We start from the raw sequence: 14,865 nt of genomic DNA on the forward strand, positions 1-14,865 counted from the left end.
TGTTCAAAACCCTTACACCCATTCTTAACAGACAATCTTTGTGCCTAAGTCCTGATGCCAAGTCCCCTAGGCTGACTAACGACTACCAGCAACAACTAGTCGCTCAGGAAAACCCCCATCTACCGTCAAATCTGATTTTATATGAGACGCAGACATCTGATTTAATGATGTGTGATTGATTTCAGATGTGGAAGTCATATTAGTGAGATTAGTGGCGGTATGGAAGCCAGGTACAGAGTAACCAAAAGCAATTAATCCAGATGCCAGAGAGGAGGCAATTAACTGAGAGTAGAATTGTGTTGTCATAATATTCTCCTCTGATAAACAATGCTGGCACTACCGCCACAATTGTTAATAGGGAGAACATTGTCTGAGTATGCACTTTATAAATTTTTGGGGTGCGTCAGATTTGAAAAATTCCTAGATTTCTTGGGAATTATCGCTGCTGATGCACCCTATAGTTAATGTGATGATGAAATTGCTTAAATCCTAATTAAGGTCGATTTTTTTGAAATATGGATGTTCTCTATTGAGGTGTAGTCACTTCCGAGGTGTGGTTAATTGGTTGCAGTAGATTTGTTTCTAGAACTAATGGTGCTTCAGCCACTTCAGTATCTAATTTTACGCCATCTGCTGTTAATAAACTTACCCAATCTGCTTTGAGTGCTGAATCTTGAGGGCTAGAGTAGCGTAACTGTGCCAAAGTATTTAGAGTATCTTGCCAAATTCCAGCATCAGCATAAAGTTTCAAGCGTTCTGATAAAGAAGCTTTGTCTACTTTACTCATCAACTGTGGATTATCAACCCGTTGGATAGTTCCTTGAACTAACTTATCCGAAGAACGGTCTTGAGTATTGCAAATAATTGAAAAATTCCATCGATATTTTTGACCTTTAGCAAGGGTATTATCTGGGAGGCTAACACCAACTACACCAGCATTACCATTGGGTTTGTACTTTTGTTTGTATACCTCTTGCTCATTGTCATCTTGAACTACTAATTCAACTTCCGGTGCTTTATTTTCCGGGATATAAAAATATAAGGTAGGGTTAGCTACAGTTGTTAAGCCAATATTTGAAATCGGCACAATAGCGGTTAAATACTGATTCTTCGCAACACAATTTACCCCGCGTGAACCCCCTGGAACTCTTCGACCAGGGCCTTTTCCCAAGTCTGGTAAATTAATCTTGACTTCTGCTTGTACTGGTACTAAAGGGCTGACAATTACTAATCCGACAATTGCAGAGATTGCGGTAGACAAAAATTTTCGTGGTAAAAGGTTGTTCATGGTTATGTACTTGTGGGTTAGAGCTTAAAATTTGTGCTTGTTGTTGGGTTGTAATGCTTCTGGCGGAGAAATTAAAGGCTGCTGGACGATTTTTTGATTTAAGCGAATACCTGGTGTAGTTAACAGTTCTTGCCAATCAGATGCTATTTCTGGATTATTCGGAAACAAGTAACGTCTTTGTGCCACAGTTGCCAGGGCATCATGCCAAATACCTGCTGCTGCATACAAAACAGCACGTTCTTGTCGGTTTGCTTGTTGTAATTTTTTTACTAGTTGCAAATCTGGTAGAACACGTTGCACTACGCCAGCTACAACTTTATTTTGAGATTTATCTGTAGGATTACATATTACAGAAAATGTCCATTTGTATTGTTTGTTAACTGCTAAAGAATTAACAGGTAGTCGTATGCTAATTATGCCAGCTTTGTTATTTGGTTTATATTTCTGTGTGTAAACCTCTTGCTCAGTTTCATTTTGAACAACTAACTCTAACTCTGGTGCAGAAGTTTGGGGAACGTAAAAAAACAGGCTGGGATTGGAAACTGTGGTTAATCCTAGTTGAGATTCGGGAATTAAAGCTGTAAAAGGTATGTTACCTTGCAAACACTTGCCTGTAACTGGTGCAGGTTGTGGGTTAGTGTTTTGCAGTGGCGGAATTGTCCTTTCAAGATCATTAGGATTACCTCTAACACGACCAGGAGGTGCTACTATCGGTGCGGGCAGTGGTTGGATCTCTATATTTGCATTCTCGTTCAATGGGGGTTCATAAGCCCTTGTTCCTGCTGGTATCAATCTCCGTGGACTACCAAGAACCGGAGGAACAAAGATAATTTTCTCTCTGGCTACTGCGGTATTTACTGACAAAAAGCCCGTCATACCAACTGTAGTGGCTAAGATTGTTATCCCGATTTTTTGTAGTTTGAGGGAGATCATCTGTTTGAGTTTTACTATGGGGAAATGTTTCTCAATTATTTAACAACAGTTTTGGAGTTTCTTTTGCGAAACTTAAAGGTTTCTGTGCTAGTTGTTTATCAAACTCTACTCCTGGTGCTGTTAATAATGCTTCCCAATCAGCTTTGACTTTGAAATCATTTGGTCTTGAGGCTCTCAATCTTGCTAAAGTATCAAGAGCATCATGCCAAATTCCAGCTTCTGCGTAGAGTTGCACACGCTCTTGCAAAGTAGCTTGCGCTAGTTTTTTCATTAATGAAGGGTTTTCAAAACGTTGGATAGTACCTTTGACAACTTTGCTTAAAGCAGGATTTTCGGGATTACAGATGATTGCGAAATTCCATGTATACTTTTGCTCTAGGGCTAAAACATTTGGTGGCAAATTAATTCCCACTATTCCGGCTTTAGTATTTGTTTGATATTTCTGCTGGTAAACGGTTTGCTCATTGTCATTTTCATTTTGAATCACTAGTTCAAGATAAGCAGCAGTATTTTGTGGAATAAAGAAATATAAAGTTGGGTTGCCGACGGTTGTTAATGCTGTATCGTACTTAGGAATTAAGGCTGTGAGTTTTGGGTTGTTGGCTATGCAACTTCCTCCTCTTGTGGCTGCTGGTACTCGGCGATTCGGCTTGCCTAAAGATGGTGGTAGATTTAATCTCAGACGACTAGCAGACTGGACTGTTCTTTTAGGCTTTTCCTGATTATTTGGCAAAGTTTCTTTTTTTGGCTGGGCTATTGCAATATGAGTAGGAGAGAGAACAGTTAACCCAAAAGTTGCTGTGAGAAATATGAGCCAGATTTTTTGCAGCATGGTAACAGGCATCAAAATATACTCCTACTATTGCGGAATTTGCATAAATTCAACTATATTCCCCCAAACCATTCATAACCTTCGTCAATCCAATATCCTTTTCTGCTGCTGAGAGTACTAGTTAATGTGACGCGAGTTACCCATTTAGATTGTTTGTAACCGAGTTTGATGGGAGAAGCTAGACGTAATGGCGCACCGTTTTCTGGTGATAATGACTGACCATTTTTTTGGTAAGCCAACAAGGTTTGAGGGTGTAATGTGGAGGCTATATCCCAGCTTTCGTAGTAGGTATCAGCAGATTCAAAGTAGGCGTAACGCACTTGAGATTTTGGTTGGGCTAATTTGATCAAATCACTCAAGCGTACACCCCCCCACTGGACGATCGCAGCCCAGCCTTCGACGCATATATGACGAATTACCATTGAGTTAAAGGGCAGTTTTTGGATATCTGCCATACTCAATTGCATTGGCTGATTAACTTCGCCATCAATAATTAGACGAAATTTATCGGGATCAATTTGAGGCGTACCATTAAAGCTATTGATTAACAGTGCATTTGGTTCGATCGCACTAATGGGAAATTCGGGGACTGGTGTTTGGGGTTTGAGTAATAATTCCCCGACTTTCAGGTTCAGTGGTTCTGTTAATTTACCGACTGACTCTGAGAGTAAACCTGTACCACAACTACTCAGGAGTAAACCCATACTGGACACTCCCGATAGTTGCAACAAGCGGCGGCGCGTTAATAGATGGCGCGGTGCTTTAAATTCTTCCATACCACCTCTTTTAAGTAAACATTGATTTAATTAAACGATAGCCCCCAACTTTTTGGGATAGCAGAAAATGACCAATGACAAAGATGATAACTATGGGTACGGTGATAAAGTGAATTACTCTTAAGGTTTGCCAACTGCCAAATAATCCAGATAACCAAGGCAGTTGGGCTGGTTTGTACATTGCCACACCGGAGGCGATCGCCAGAATTAATACTGGTACAATTCCGGTATAAATTAACCGATGCCAAGCATAGTTTTTCCGTTTGGGATTCTGCCCTTTTTGTAAAACCTGTAAGTCACCTTGGGAAACAAACCGCTTTTCCCACCGCTTTGTTGAAAATATGTAAACGCCATAGACTAATAAGTTCAGCGAAAATAGCCACATCGCTGCAAAGTGCCAATTGCGTCCCCCGCCTAACCATCCTCCCAGTAAGAATGTCCGGGGAAATGTCCATCCGCCCCTACCACCAAACACAGGGTTAGCATTGTAAATTTGCAAGCCACTGCCAATCATCACGATTAAACTGATGATGTTGAGACCATGAAAGATTTTAGCCGCCAACTCTTGTTTCGGCCCCGCCGGAGGTTTGCTACGTTTACCAGCTTTAGAAGCAGCCATAGAAAATCCTAATTTTTGTATTCAAATCTAAAATGTTTCAGGTGTTCTACTGCCTTATTTTTATTGTTGAAAAATTACTCACTAATACTTATATCAGGTTTATTTCGCAACTTTATGCGTTATTGAGATTGGTAATAAAATGATTACAAAACTATTTATCTATTTCCAATGAATATTTATGATTCAAGGATTAATTTGTCGGCAGATGATTACTTGAAGGCTGCATAACCAAAGGTGGCGTTAAAAGTCCGACACCAAATTACTGCACTGGCAAAATCTGCAATCTTGATATTCTCGGAAATGTCATAGCGTTGACTACCAGAGGTTTTTTGTAACCGCCCCAAACTGACGTACTCTTTTTCAGTGATGCCGTAAATTTTAGGTTGCTGTTGCCGATGTAAAATGACTAACAAATCTGGGCCACTGTCGGTTTTGAAGTTTTGATCAAATTCTAAAAAGGTTTTACCATTTTCGGTAATGATGCGGGCATTACCCTGAGTGATATGTTCTCCTTTGACAAAGTTACCTGATTTGACAACTGTAGTTGGGGTTGCAGTTGTGGGAGTTGCGGTTTCTGTGGCTTGAACGCTTTCCACTCCTGGGGTTGCAGAGTTTTCTGTCGGTTTTGTTCCTACCTGTGCTGCACAACCTACGATCGCCACAGTTGCCAAACTCAAAATTAGTAATTGTCTGTGCATAGCGCCAAAGCCTCCCAATACCCAATACTCATCGAAACATGAGCGCAGTCTGCATTAGTAGCTACGCTCATTGATGTTGCATTTTTTTATGTAGTCATGATTGCAACTTACCATGAAGTTACTATTAACTACACTGAAAGTAGCGGTAAACCCTGAAAATTTAGCAAGTTTTTATAAACTGCCTCAAAAATTTTATTTGCTTGTTAGAGATTTTACAGTGGCAGGCGGGGGAACATGGGAGCTAACCACAGTTGAATCTGCACATCCCAACCCAAGAGAATGGCGATCGCAGATGCGGCTACCAAAACACCGCCTACTCTATGTAACATTTCACTGCGCGATCGCAAACCTAGCAAAGATTTACTGGCATAACGCCCAGCATAAGCGATCGCTAATAACGGTAATGCAGCCCCCACACCAAAAGCCAATAATAGTGCAAAGGTGCCAAAAATTTCATGCTTGCTGGCTGCCAAAATTAAAATGCTCCCCAGTACAGGCCCAGCACAAGGAGTCCACAATAAACCAAGCTGAGTGCCTAACCAAAACTCTCCCGCTAATCCTACCCCTGTGTTTCTTTTAATTCTGCCCAATTGCAAATAACTCAGCAGCAGATAACTCCACTTGGGAAAGATGGCTAACACACCCATGAACAATAAAATAAATATTCCCACATAACGCAGAGTATTAGCCAACCCAGCTAACCAACTGCTGGCGATTCCTAGCAAACTCCCGGCTGTGGCAAATCCAGCTACTAAACCCGCTACTAGGGCTACAGGCCCATAACGGTGGGTAGAAAGCGATCGCCCCACTAACACAGGCAAAACCGGCAAAACACAAGGTGACAGTACCGTTAACGCCCCTGCCAAAACTGCTAACCCGGCTGATAGGGAAGTGATTGCCATCTCAACCTATCCTAAAAGCTGACGGATCATTTGTTCTGTATCGGAATAAGCACCTTCACCGATGTGGTCGTAACGAATTACCCCTTGGCGATCGGCTAAAAACAAATGCGGCCAGTATTCGTTTTTATAAGCATTCCAAGTTTGAAATTCGTTGTCTATTGGCACTGCATAGTTAATTTTGTGTTTTTTCAAAGCTTGTTTGACGTTGTTGACCACTTTTTCATAAGCAAACTCTGGTGTGTGGACACCGACGATTTTCAAGCCTTTATCGGCATATTCTTGATGCCAACGGGTCACATAAGGCAAGGTACGCTGACAGTTAATGCAAGCAAATGTCCAAAACTGCACTAACACTACACTACCTTTGAGGTCAGCAGTTGTTAAGGGTGAGGAATTTAGCCACTGAGAAATGCCTTGGAATTCTGGGAGCTTTTGGGCATTAGGAGGTAAGGCGGCGCTGGTACTTTCAGCCGGAGTACTATTGACAGCAGGTTGAGTCGCAGTTGGTGTGGAAATAATGCTTTTCCCAGAACATCCAGATGCGATCGCTGCTCCACCTGCTCCTATCGCTCCTAAACCCAGATAGGTAAGCAGTCGGCGGCGCTTGATGAAATGTCTATCCATAAAGCCATCCTTGCGGTTATAAAGATATAGTTGAATACTTTTTGGTTTCGGATTATTACGGAGATACCGAAACAACTTTTCGGAGAAATGGGTGCGTAGATAACGCACCCATAGATAGATTAATTGCTTTGGTAATTTTTATCTGTGTTGACAAAGTTTTTTGACTTTGAAATTCAACGTATAAAAAATTACCAATTTACATCAATGATTTTCCAGAACGGTTACAAAAAGTTTTTCAGCAATGCTTGTATGCACAACCTGGATTTCTCACAAGAGAGAAATCCAGGGGTGTGGGAGGTTTGGGAGGTGTGGGAAGGGTGGGAGGTTTGGGAGGATGGTGAAGAAATCTTTCCCCCTCCTCTCTCCACACTCCCCACACCCGTTACCCATACGTGAGAAATTCGGGACAAGTGGCTTCAGGATACAAACTTCTTAATTAAAGATGTAAAAACTGTTGTTTTAGTCAATGTATCCTCAGCAACGCAAACATTAGGGTGTTTTAGCTGGCGCTGGAGCAGCACCTTCTTTCTTCATAGCGTCGCCTTCTTTCTTCATAGCGTCGCCTTCTTTCTTCATAGCGTCGCCTTCTTTCTTCATAGCGTCACCGTCTTTCTTCATAGCGTCGCCTTCTTTCTTCATAGCGTCGCCAGTACTAGAAGCAGGAGCAGCCGAAGGTGAACTACCAGGAGCAGCTTGATCATTAGCACCAGAGCAAGCAACTAAGCTACCCACCAGAGCAAGACTCGCAATCACACCAACAAATTTTAACTTCATCATCTTTTGGAACCCCTTAAAAGTCTTACTAAAGAAATAGACAAGGATCATCCTGTATAATCATACGGATGGAGCCAGATTTTGATAACAAATTAACTTTTTTTTTTAATTACTTTGCAAAAATTAATTTTACTTAACTATCTGACTTCATCTTTTGACGGAAAATTGTCTATTGATTAGTACACTAATATCGTCGGGGATTACGCAAAAAGTCAAGACTTCCAGATATATTTAGGATTTACGCCCAAAGTTTTGGCTGTTGAGAATGGGTGTAAGGGTGTCAAAAGAGGCAAGGGAGCAGGTAGCAAGGGGGATTGTCTGAGACGGAGCTTGTACTCTGCCCTAGATGAACGGTCTTTTAATTCAACACGCTTAATTTAATCGGGTTTGTGGGAACTACTGCACTCATCGTATCGTCACAGCTACCAACAAAAACCCGATTTTTGGGGTCAAGAGAACTTATAAATCAGTTTTGATTTTGATTTTACCAACGGCTCTACCAACTTTCTCCCATGTTCTAGCTGTTTCTACGTCTTGCCAATTAGTTCTTAAATGTTCGGCTTTCTCGTAACAGACCTGCGAAAGTATACTAAGCACACCAGATAAACTCATATTCTCAATCATTATCTCTATGTCGCTTTTGTCGTACATTTTTACAACTCCGAAGCAAAAATTTTTGAAACAGCTTTGATATAAGTAATCATCTACCAAATTTGGTAGTGATAATACCTGGAATTGCACTATCTCGTCATGCGGCAATGGGATGAATTAAAAATTACACGGAAGATAGGCAAGATATACTTCTGATGGATAGGTGAGTGCTGAGTGCTGAGTGCTGAGTGCTGAGTAGGAACCCGGTATTCTCAGGTGTTTCAACCATAAATAACCTCTGCGTCGATTGCGCTCAGAAGAGTGTAGGTGTTTAAAACCCTTACACCCATACACCCCTAAACTCTTACCCCCGACTTCAACAAACATCAGTCCTTAGCTTGCAGAAGTTGATACTGTCGCCATTTTTCTTGTTGACGGACTCGTTTTTCTTCCGTGAGTTGTTCAAAACAGTAGGGACAAGAAATACCTTCTTCATACTGAGGCGAGGTTTTATCTTTGTCAGAAATGGGGTGTCCACAACAAAAGCACAATTCATGGCTACCAGTTTCCAAACCATGACTCACAGCCACCCGCTCATCAAACACAAAGCATTCGCCTTCCCATAAGCTTTCGGTGGCAGGAATTTCTGCTAAATATTTTAAAATGCCACCTTTAAGGTGATAAACTTCGCTAAATCCTTGAGCCAGCATAAAAGACGAAGCTTTTTCGCAGCGAATCCCACCCGTACAAAACAAAGCTACTTTTTTGTGTTGATTTGGGTCGAGGTGATGCTGGACATATTCTGGGAACTCCCGAAAAGATTGTGTGTGGGGGTTCTCCGCGCCTTGAAAAGTTCCAATTCTGACTTCATACTCGTTGCGTGTATCAATTACTGTCACTTCTGGGTCAGAAATTAATTCATTCCATTCGGCTGGAGTGACGTAAATACCTACTTGTTGATTGGGATCAACTTCTGGCAAACCTAAAGTCACAATTTCCGACTTTAAACGCACCTTCATTCGTTCAAAAGGTGGGGTTTGAGCGTAAGATTCTTTGTATTCTAAATCTATTAAACGGCGATCGCTACCTAGATAAGCAAAAACAGCATCAATTCCTTGACGCGAACCGGCAATTGTGCCGTTGATACCTTCTGCTGCTAACAAAATTGTCCCTTTAATACCTTGTGCTAGACAGAAAGACAATAAGGGTTCTTGTTTCTCGGCAAAGTCAGGCAAACTGACAAATTTATAAAATGCTGCAACAATTTGGGTATTTTCTTGGTTCATCCCTTTGGAAATGGAACAATCTTCAGGTACAATGTTTAAAGTAGCCAAATTCGACTACCATTTTAATTGTACGGGGGTTTAGCTCAGTTGGTAGAGCGCCTGCTTTGCAAGCAGGATGTCAGCGGTTCGAGTCCGCTAACCTCCATTTTTAATCATGGGTGTGAGGGTGTAACCCGAATTTCTCACGTATGGGTAGGGGAAGTGTGGGGAGTGTGGGGAGTGTGGGGAGTGTGGGGGGAAAGATTTCTTCACTGTCCTCCCTCTCCCTGACAGGTGTAGGTTTTTGATGTGGGTATGAGTGGACACTCTCAGACAGAGTTCTAAACGTGGTTCAAATAACGAAATTTCGTTCTTAGGTAAAAAATCAAAGACTAAAATTTGAGTTTTCAACTAACGGAAAAACCCCATTTCAGCCACGTTTGTAAAATACCTACACCTGTCAGCCTCCCTCTCCTCCCATCCTTCCCACACACCTGGATTTATCACAAGAGAGAAATCCAGGTGTAAGGGTTTTGAACACCTACTATCTAATCCCTACAACATCCAATATTCCTTGATCGCCGTCTAATGTGACTTCTACACCCACTGGTAAAGCTGCATTTTCTTCGCCGTGACCAAAGGGTAAATCTGAGACAATGGGAATGCCTAAATCGCCCAAGCGATCGCGCAATACTTCTTCCACACTAAAGCTAGGGACATTGGCGGGAGGTTCGCAGCGAGTGAAGCCTCCTAGAACTATCCCACGCACTTTAGATAAAACTCCACTCAATCGCCACTGGGTTAGCATCCGGTCAATCCGATATGGTGCTTCTGTGACATCTTCAAAAGCCAAAATCACATTTGTAAAATCAGGTTGCAGTGGTGTACCTAAAAGATGAGTTGCAACTGTCAAATTACCCGGAAGCAAAATTCCCGATACCACACCCCCACCCCAACCACAGCCTTTAAGTGAGTTTATCTGTTTTCCGGCTACCCAATGTAATAACCGTTCTCTTGACCAATCTGGTTCATTAGCAAATGTGGTCAATACAGGCGCGTGAACGCTAGAAATTCCCACATTAAACAAACTCCACAACAAAGCTGTAATATCCGAAAATCCAATTAACCATTTTGGCGTTGTTGAGTGACTCTGCCAATCCCAACTTTCTAAAATGCGGGTGCTACCAAAACCACCTCTAGCGCAGAGAATCCCACGACAGTCAGGATCACACCAAGCTGCGGCTAATTGATGACGGCGGATTTCGTCTTTATCTGCCAAATAACCCCAACTTTGCTCAATATTCGGACTAATTTCTACACGATAACCGTGCGATCGCCAAATTTCTATACTCTGATTAAAAGCATCAAACTCTCGCAAAGCACCACTAGGCGCAATTACACGCAATAAGTCTCCAGGTTTTAAGGGTGCAGGTAATATGGCTGATTTCATCAATAAATTTTTCAGGATTCAGAATTCAATAATTAATAGAACTCCAACTATATACTTTAGTCTTTGCGATGTACACTCATACCATTTCATGACAAAAACAGAGTCAATCGTTATTATCGACTCTGTTGCACAGGATATTTTGATCAAACACACTTTAGAAGATGTCTAAGAAGTATTCAATGTTTATCTTGATGCCTTCTAGTTATCCTGCAAAATCAACGATAAATTAACTTTGAGGTGTAGTAGTAGGAGTAGGTGTACTGGTAGGGCTAGGGCTAGGAGACGGGCTTTGCTGTGCAATTTCACCATTTGCTTGATTAGCATTTGGAAAATTGGAAAATAAAATCCCACCAACAGCAGTACTTACAAGCACCGCTACAACCACAGATGCTATACTCTTCATAACAATTTCCTTTTTGCAGAGATTTATGACACCTATTCTGAGCAATCTAAAAAGTTCTGCTATCTTGCTGAAGAAGTAAGCAGCAATTGATGGTTTAGTAACATTAGAGAGATGATAAATTCAGATTGATTGTGTATGTCAGAGCGATCGCGCTGCAAAACTAGATAAATTAGCAGAATTTTAAACTTTATATAAAGTAAAGATTTATTATCAAAATTTGGGAAAACTATATACGGCAATACTGGCTTTTTTCGTACCTGAATTTGTAACCATAGTTCAGGACAAAGCCGGGAAATGTAATCCAAAAAATGCAAAGGATTGATTTTATGCTTGCTATACATAGCATGACAAATACTAATGAGCTTAATCTGCGGTTAGAGTCAACTTTGCAAGAATTACCTATGTGGGAAATTCAGGTTGAATTAGATTGTCCTGGAGATGAGTTAATTAGACTTTTTAGTCAAGAACCTTTACTTCCAGGCATTATTTTGACTAAAAACCAAGGTTTTCGAGGTATGATTTCGCGGCAAAAATTTTTTGAACACATGAGCCGTCCCTATAGTTTTGGATTATTTTCGCGCCGACCCGTTGAAAATTTATATAACTTTCTTCAGCCAGATTTATTGATGATTCCTGGAGAAACGACAGTTGTAGAAGCCACTCAGAAAGCATTACAAAGATCCTTACATATTGCCTATGAACCGATTTTAGTAGCAGCTACATCAGGAAAGTATGGTCTTATTGATTTCCATCAATTACTCTTAGCCTATTCTCAAATTTATGCCTTAACTTTAGCTCATCTACAGTTTGCGGAGGAACAATCACAACTTGCTAAAGCTGGTTTTCAAGATTTGCAAAATAACTATACTCGTTTATTGCAAAATGAAAAAATGGCAGCATTAGGACAATTAGTGGCTGGTATCGCTCACGAAATTAACAATCCTATCAACTTTATTGCAGGCAATCTTGTTCATGCTGTTGGTTACACTCAAGATTTACTAGAACTAATTTATTTGTATCAACAAAAATATCCAGAACCAGCCAAAAAAATTAAACATAAGATTTCAGATATAGACTTAGAGTATGTTGCATCTGATTTCCCAAATTTGCTGACATCAATGAAATTAGGGTGCGATCGCATTCAGCAAATCGTCAAATCTTTACGCAATTTTTCTCGACTTGATGAAGCTGAGAAGAAAATAGTTGATATTCATGAAGGTATTGATAGTACACTGTTAATTTTATCTAGTCGACTCAAAGAAGAAGTTAACGGACAAAGAATTAGCATTATCAAAGAATATGGAAAAATTCAGCCAATCGAGTGTTATGCTGGACTACTAAATCAGGTCTTTATGAATATTTTGTCTAATGCTATTGATGCACTACAAGAGGCAATTGTCAAAAATTCAGAATTAAATCATCACAATTCCGGTTTATTAAACAAACCAGCTATTTGGATTCGTACAGAATTGACTGATGATCACCAAGTAAAGATTCAGATAATTGATAATGGTACAGGGATTCCTGAAGAAATTCAAAAACATTTATTCGACCCATTTTTTACGACTAAACCAGTTGGTAAAGGTACAGGGTTAGGATTATCGATTAGCTACCAAATTGTTGTTGAAAAACATGGTGGAGAATTACAGTGTTTATCTACTGTAGGTAAAGGAACTGAGTTTATCATTCAAATCCCTGTAAGATTCTCATCAGATTTGGGACATAACATATAGTAGTAGTAAATTATTCGTGAATAAAAATATCCCTGACTGCTCAAATAAGTCGGGGATATAAAGCTCTCAATTTTGAGAATTACTATAGTATTTCTATTTTTGAAGAATAATTCAGAAGTAGATGTCTATGGGTGGATTTATGTCTAAGTTATTTCTGATTTTTACCTCCAATATACTTGCCAATCTTAATCAAATCATGGCAGTATAACTCTGCACGTACTCATCACAGTAGTAATATTTGTTCTTTTGAAAGAAATTTTATGAGCAAAAAATTGAAAGTAAGCCTTGTCGTGCTTGCAGCTTTGGGAAATTTGGCTTTGCCATTGATGGCTAGGGCTAGTTTTAACGGTAATCTCACTGTAGAAATTGATGGCTTAAAAAATACAGAGGGGCAAGTTTGCGCCAGTATATTTGCCAGTAGTCAAGGATTTCCGAGCGATCGCGATCGGGTTTTAGAAAGACAATGTACTAAAATCACAGAAAAATCTGTCACCATCACTTTTAGCAACTTAAAAGCAGGTAACTACGCCGTCGCTGTCATGCACGATGAAAACAACGACTTCACCGTAAATCGTAGTGACATAGGTTTTCCCCTGGAAGGTTTTGGATTTTCGCAAAACCCCGAAATTCGTAGCCGAGCGCCCAAATTTGACGAAGCTGCGGTTCTCGTTGCAGGAGCAAATACAGATATCAAAATTCATCTAAAATATTTATAAGCCTGATTTCCCAGAATCTTTTGGAACATCTTCTGGTAGATTTGGTTGAACTGCCAAACCACGCATTCGCTTCATCTGAGTTAACGCATACTTCGCGGTTGCTTGCACTTCTGCATCTGGATCTTCGAGGGCGTGGCTTAATATCTGACTCATTTGCGCCATCGTATCGTAGACACGAGTTAAGTCACGGATGGCGTTTTGTCTTACTTGGGGACTGTCATCTTGCAAAGAGACAGCCAAAGCCCGGTTAATTGGTTTAAGAACACGGGTGCTAATTTCGGACAAAGCAGCCAAAATTAAGCTGCGTTGCTGAGAGTCAGCATCAATCATTAAGTCTACTAAAGGTTGAATAGCGCGAGAATCTCCTTGTTGTCCTAAGTCCCAAATTGCTTTGCGCCGCTTGGTTGGGTCATTACTGTGTAAATCCTTAATTAATTCATCAACAATATTCAGCTTGGCGAGACGAGAAGTTTTTTCTACGGGGATAATTTTTGCTGGTAGTGCTGATGTAGTTTCTGGTGTAGTGGTTTCTGGAGTAGCGGTTGTACTTTCTAACTCTGGTAGCGGTTCGGGAACTGACTCTTCATCTGCTGGACTCAAGGCGGGTAGTGGAGAGTCTTCTGGTAGTTGGGCTTGCTTGGACTGACGCAACCTTTTTAAGAAAAACAGCAGTAACCCAAGACTGCCAAAAATTCCCACACCTAGCAACGACCACCAAATAAAATCTTTTTTCTTGGACTTGGCTGGAGGCTTAGATTGAGTCTCTGGGGTGGGTGATGCCACAATTGGCGAAGTGGGAAACGGATTTTGTGAAACAGTGGCAGATTTCAGACTCATCTGAGTTGTTTGGTCAGCAACGCCATCTGTTCTTTTTAAAACCTTGGTTTTTTGAAATTGAGATACAGCCAGTTGGGTACTAGAACCGTAAGTTCCATCTATCGCCCCTTTGTAAAAGCCTAAATCTTGCAATTGAGATTGTAATTTTTGTACTTCCAGCCCCTGACTACCCAATTTCAAAACAGCCTGCTTGGTGGGCTGGGGGGAATTGAATTGGGCAATTTTTGGGTATGTAGGGTTAGATGTGGCTGTACTTGGACGGTTGGGGTAAAAACCCAGACTAGTAAACCAGATGAATACCAGGATAGAGGAAGGACATCGCCTCATATTGCAAGCTTTAGCCTGAAGGTAATTTTGAAATTATCCATACCACAATAGCCTCTATTATGTCTAAATGTTAAGTATGGTTAACAGACTTTTGTGA

General features: G+C 40.7%; 18 protein-coding genes and 1 tRNA gene. 4 read left to right on the forward strand and 15 right to left on the reverse strand.

The features are described 5' to 3' along the window. Positions 1–75: 75 nt before the first annotated feature. From H6G74_RS09780 to H6G74_RS09820, 9 genes are all read right to left on the reverse strand, one after another. Positions 76–306, reverse strand: coding sequence for a hypothetical protein (locus H6G74_RS09780; RefSeq protein WP_190967480.1), 231 nt, complete (start codon positions 304–306; stop codon positions 76–78). A gap of 220 nt (positions 307–526) precedes the next feature. Next, positions 527–1,288: a DUF928 domain-containing protein gene (locus H6G74_RS09785; protein ID WP_190967481.1), complete on the reverse strand. Its 762-nt coding sequence runs from the start codon at positions 1,286–1,288 to the stop codon at positions 527–529. Positions 1,289–1,312: 24 nt separating this feature from the next. After that, entirely contained in the window at positions 1,313–2,221 is a 909-nt protein-coding gene (locus tag H6G74_RS09790; RefSeq protein WP_190967482.1) for a DUF928 domain-containing protein, read from the reverse strand. Between the two features lie 31 nt (positions 2,222–2,252). After that, the gene (locus H6G74_RS09795; protein WP_190967483.1) at positions 2,253–3,065 is read right to left on the reverse strand and encodes a DUF928 domain-containing protein; all 813 of its coding nucleotides are present in this window, start codon (positions 3,063–3,065) and stop codon (positions 2,253–2,255) included. A 41-nt stretch (positions 3,066–3,106) separates the two neighbouring features. Then, the gene (locus H6G74_RS09800; RefSeq protein ID WP_190967484.1) at positions 3,107–3,829 is read right to left on the reverse strand and encodes a molybdopterin-dependent oxidoreductase; all 723 of its coding nucleotides are present in this window, start codon (positions 3,827–3,829) and stop codon (positions 3,107–3,109) included. Between the two features lie 10 nt (positions 3,830–3,839). Next, complete coding sequence (locus H6G74_RS09805) at positions 3,840–4,448, reverse strand: cytochrome b/b6 domain-containing protein (RefSeq protein ID WP_190967485.1); 609 nt, start codon at positions 4,446–4,448, stop codon at positions 3,840–3,842. 209 nt (positions 4,449–4,657) lie between these two features. Then, positions 4,658–5,146 carry a DM13 domain-containing protein gene (locus tag H6G74_RS09810; RefSeq protein ID WP_190967486.1) on the reverse strand — a complete coding sequence of 163 codons (489 nt, stop codon included), beginning with the start codon at positions 5,144–5,146 and terminating at the stop codon, positions 4,658–4,660. Between the two features lie 212 nt (positions 5,147–5,358). After that, positions 5,359–6,048 (reverse strand): cytochrome c biogenesis CcdA family protein, encoded by a 690-nt coding sequence (locus H6G74_RS09815; RefSeq protein WP_190967487.1) that lies wholly within the window; start codon positions 6,046–6,048, stop codon positions 5,359–5,361. A gap of 6 nt (positions 6,049–6,054) precedes the next feature. Further along, positions 6,055–6,672 carry a thioredoxin family protein gene (locus H6G74_RS09820; protein WP_190967488.1) on the reverse strand — a complete coding sequence of 206 codons (618 nt, stop codon included), beginning with the start codon at positions 6,670–6,672 and terminating at the stop codon, positions 6,055–6,057. Positions 6,673–6,921: 249 nt separating this feature from the next. On the opposite strand from H6G74_RS09820, the gene H6G74_RS30920 reads away from it, so the two are divergent. Beyond that, on the forward strand, positions 6,922–7,068 hold the full coding sequence (locus H6G74_RS30920) for a hypothetical protein (protein ID WP_206756982.1): 147 nt from the start codon (positions 6,922–6,924) through the stop codon (positions 7,066–7,068). Between the two features lie 93 nt (positions 7,069–7,161). Here the strand turns inward: H6G74_RS30920 and H6G74_RS09825 are convergent, their stop codons facing one another. The 3 genes from H6G74_RS09825 to trhO form a co-directional block, all read right to left on the reverse strand. Further along, positions 7,162–7,449: a hypothetical protein gene (locus H6G74_RS09825; RefSeq protein WP_199340952.1), complete on the reverse strand. Its 288-nt coding sequence runs from the start codon at positions 7,447–7,449 to the stop codon at positions 7,162–7,164. Between the two features lie 456 nt (positions 7,450–7,905). After that, positions 7,906–8,097, reverse strand: a complete 192-nt coding sequence (locus tag H6G74_RS09830) for a hypothetical protein (RefSeq protein ID WP_062293044.1) — start codon at positions 8,095–8,097, stop codon at positions 7,906–7,908. Between the two features lie 326 nt (positions 8,098–8,423). After that, a complete protein-coding gene (gene trhO / locus H6G74_RS09835; protein ID WP_190967578.1) occupies positions 8,424–9,323 on the reverse strand; it encodes an oxygen-dependent tRNA uridine(34) hydroxylase TrhO in 900 nt (299 codons plus the stop codon). A gap of 72 nt (positions 9,324–9,395) precedes the next feature. Here trhO and H6G74_RS09840 point away from each other — a divergent pair. Then, positions 9,396–9,468 (forward strand) — tRNA-Ala (locus tag H6G74_RS09840). A 378-nt stretch (positions 9,469–9,846) separates the two neighbouring features. Here H6G74_RS09840 and H6G74_RS09845 read toward each other — a convergent pair. Beyond that, positions 9,847–10,752, reverse strand: a complete 906-nt coding sequence (locus H6G74_RS09845; protein ID WP_190967489.1) for a S66 peptidase family protein — start codon at positions 10,750–10,752, stop codon at positions 9,847–9,849. 226 nt (positions 10,753–10,978) lie between these two features. Continuing rightward, positions 10,979–11,155, reverse strand: coding sequence for a hypothetical protein (locus H6G74_RS09850; RefSeq protein ID WP_190967490.1), 177 nt, complete (start codon positions 11,153–11,155; stop codon positions 10,979–10,981). A gap of 326 nt (positions 11,156–11,481) precedes the next feature. On the opposite strand from H6G74_RS09850, the gene H6G74_RS09855 reads away from it, so the two are divergent. Then, positions 11,482–12,888: an ATP-binding protein gene (locus H6G74_RS09855; RefSeq protein WP_190967491.1), complete on the forward strand. Its 1,407-nt coding sequence runs from the start codon at positions 11,482–11,484 to the stop codon at positions 12,886–12,888. A gap of 260 nt (positions 12,889–13,148) precedes the next feature. After that, entirely contained in the window at positions 13,149–13,604 is a 456-nt protein-coding gene (locus H6G74_RS09860; RefSeq protein ID WP_190967492.1) for a DUF2141 domain-containing protein, read from the forward strand. On the opposite strand, the gene H6G74_RS09865 is transcribed toward H6G74_RS09860, so the two are convergent. Then, a complete protein-coding gene (locus H6G74_RS09865; protein ID WP_190967493.1) occupies positions 13,599–14,768 on the reverse strand; it encodes a peptidoglycan-binding protein in 1,170 nt (389 codons plus the stop codon). The two genes, H6G74_RS09860 and H6G74_RS09865, sit on opposite strands and share 6 nt — an antisense overlap. Between the last annotated feature and the right edge of the window lie 97 nt (positions 14,769–14,865).

The sequence above is a fragment of the Nostoc spongiaeforme FACHB-130 genome, assembly GCF_014698475.1.
Lineage (GTDB): Bacteria > Cyanobacteriota > Cyanobacteriia > Cyanobacteriales > Nostocaceae > Nostoc_B > Nostoc_B spongiaeforme.